Origin of the sequence: Mesorhizobium sp. M7A.F.Ca.CA.002.09.1.1 (assembly GCF_003998555.1) — a bacterium.
GTDB lineage: Bacteria > Pseudomonadota > Alphaproteobacteria > Rhizobiales > Rhizobiaceae > Mesorhizobium > Mesorhizobium ciceri.
In genome coordinates this window covers 1-2,766 of sequence record NZ_RZRR01000760.1, presented here as the reverse complement: position 1 = coordinate 2,766, position 2,766 = coordinate 1, and the positions used below count along the sequence as shown (strand labels likewise).

The 2,766-nt window shown below is 63.7% G+C and carries 3 protein-coding genes; 1 reads left to right on the top strand and 2 read right to left on the bottom strand.

The features are described 5' to 3' along the window. Together EN994_RS25785 and fabD are read right to left on the bottom strand one after the other, a co-directional pair. A partial coding sequence (locus EN994_RS25785) for an SDR family NAD(P)-dependent oxidoreductase (RefSeq protein WP_245466088.1) occupies positions 1 to 456 on the bottom strand: 456 nt, incomplete at its 3' end. Positions 457 to 515: 59 nt separating this feature from the next. Continuing rightward, positions 516 to 1,457, bottom strand: coding sequence for an ACP S-malonyltransferase (gene fabD / locus EN994_RS25780; RefSeq protein ID WP_013532517.1), 942 nt, complete (start codon positions 1,455 to 1,457; stop codon positions 516 to 518). A gap of 277 nt (positions 1,458 to 1,734) precedes the next feature. Here fabD and EN994_RS25775 point away from each other — a divergent pair. After that, the coding region (locus EN994_RS25775; protein ID WP_245466087.1) for an LTA synthase family protein at positions 1,735 to 2,766 on the top strand (1,032 nt) is incomplete at its 3' end.

The following is a 2,766-nucleotide window of genomic DNA, read 5'->3' as shown; positions in this document are numbered from 1 at the left end:
GTAATTGGTCTGGCCGGGATTGCCGGTCACGCCGACCACCGAGGTGATGTTGATGATGCGGCCATGGCGGCGGCGCATCATCGGATGGGTGAGTTCGCGGGTGAGCCGGAAAACGGCGGTCAGATTGACCTCGATCACGCTGTCCCAATCGGCATCCGACATGCGCACGAACAGCCCGTCCTTGGTGATGCCGGCGTTGTTGACCAGGATGTCGACGCCTTCGAGATCGGCCTCGGCTTTCTGGCCGAGCGCCTTGACCTCGTCACGGTTGGACAAATTGGCCGGGAACAGCTTGACCCGGTCGCCAAGCTCGCTAGCCAGCGCCTCCAGTTTCTCGACGCGGGTGCCATGCAGGCCGACGATCGCGCCTTGCGCATGCAGCATCCGGGCGATCGCCTCGCCGATGCCTCCCGATGCGCCGGTGACGAGCGCCTTGCGGCCAGTCAATTCGAACATTTTTGTCTCCTGATTGAGAAGAGAACACCCCTTTGCAGGGAATGGGATCAAATAGGGCTTTATGCAAGCGCTGCTAGCGTTGCCTCGACCTCAGCCGCCGAGCCGACCGACGCAGTGGCGATGTCGCGGTTGATGCGCCGCGCCAATCCCGAAAGCACCTTGCCGGCGCCAATCTCGTAAAGCGTGGTGACGCCATTTGCGCCGAACCACTCCACGGTCTCGCGCCAGCGTACGCGGCCGGTTATCTGCTCGACCAGGCGGCGGGCGATCTCGTCCGGATCGCTGGTCGGGCTGACCGTGACATTGGAGAGGACGGGAACGACCGGCGCATTCTTTGTCACACCGGCGAGTGCGTCGCGCATAACGTTCGCGGCCGGCGCCATCAGCGCCGAATGGAAGGGCGCGGACACCTGCAGCATCAGTGCGCGCTTGGCGCCTTTCTCAGTGCACAGTTTCGCCGCCAGTTCGACCGCGGCCCTGGCGCCGGAAATGACCAGTTGGCCGCCGCCATTGTCGTTGGCGATCTGGCAGACGGAGCCTTTGGCGGCTTCCGCGCAAGCGGCTTCGACATCGGCCTGTTCCAATCCGATGATCGCCGCCATGGCGCCCTCGCCGGCCGGCACCGCCGCCTGCATGGCATTGCCGCGGATGCGCAGCAGCCTGGCGGCATCGGCAACCGAAACGAAGCCAGCGGCCGCGAGCGCCGAATATTCGCCCAGCGAATGACCGGCGACATAGGCGACCTTGCCTTTCAGCGAGAAGCCGCGCGATTCCAGCGCCCGGATCGCGGCCAGCGACACCGCCATCAGCGCCGGCTGCGCGTTGGCGGTCAGCATCAACGTCTCTTCCGGCCCTTCCCAGATCAGCTTCGACAGGTTTTCGCCGAGCGCGTCGTCGACTTCCTGGAAAATTCTGCGCGCCTCGGGAAAGGCCTCGGCGAGATCCTTGCCCATGCCGACTGCCTGGCTGCCTTGTCCAGGAAAGGTGAATGCAACGGCCATGCGCGGGCTCCCAAGGGCTGGTTTTGCTTGCCTGATAGACGAGTTTTTCTTGCCTGTGACGCAAGGCAGGCCGCCAAGTCAAGCCCGGTTCGACCCTGCTCGACCGCAGCTTCATCCGCCGAGTGCCTGTTCCGAAAGGCTTTTTGGCGATCACTCCTGATGAAAACCGCTCACGATTCGTTTGCTGGCTCTTCTTATTTTGGCCACAGGCGCTAGCTTTGCGTGACAATTCCATGACAATCGAGTGACGTGCTTGTCGCTGGGTGGGGAAGTTAAAGTGGCAAAGAGTTACAAACGCGCCGGCAAGGCCGCGCCACAGTTCCTGGAAGACGACCCCTCCACCGGCTATCTGCCGGGCAGGAGATGGCCGGTCGTGCGCTATGGGCTGATCAGCCTGGCGATCGCCGCCGTCCTGGTGTTTGCCATCGAACTGATCGTGCGCGGCGACTTTGCCGGCACGGTCTCCTTCTTCCTGCAGCCGCTCAAGCCGGGCTGGACCACCATCGTCGTGTTCGCGCTGATCCTGATCGGCCTCGATGCGGTGCTGGGCCGCAGCCATCAGAGCCTGATGATCGTCGCGCCGCTGACGCTATCGCTTGCCTTCGTCGGCCACCAGAAGTCGCATTATCTCGGCGATCCGCTCTATCCGACCGATTTCCTCTATGCCCGCCAGATCTTCGCGCTGTTGCCGCTTTTGGTGCGCGACCGGCCGATGACCGCGCTCGCCATGGTCGTCGGCATCGTCGCCGGCCTGTCGCTGCTCGTCTATGGCTGGCGGATGTGGCGCCGCAAGGTTCCCGCACTCAGCCGCAAGGGACGCCTTGCGCGGCTGACGCTGGCAGTGCCGCTGCTCGCCTTCTTCGTTTCGATCATGGACTATGCCACCTTCTCCTGGACCAGGGACCGGTTGCAGATCATCCCGATCATGTGGGACCAGAAGGAAAACTATGCCTCCAACGGTTTTGCGCTGGCCTTTGCGCTCAATGTGCCGATGGCGCATGTCTCTGCGCCGCCGGGCTATTCCGACAAGGCGATCGCGGCGATCGCCAGGCCCGATGTGACCGCCTCGGTGCCGGCCGAGAAGCCTGACATCATCATCGTCATGAGCGAGTCCTTCTGGGACCCGACCAAGCTGCCCGGCGTCACCATCACGCCCGATCCGATCCCCAATGTGCGGGCGCTGCGCTCCGGCTCGATGTTCTCGCCGGAGTTCGGCGGCATGACCGCCAATATCGAGTTCGAGGCGCTGACCGGCTTCTCCAACGCGTTCCTGCCGGCCGGCAGCATCCCCTACCAGCAATATGTGCGC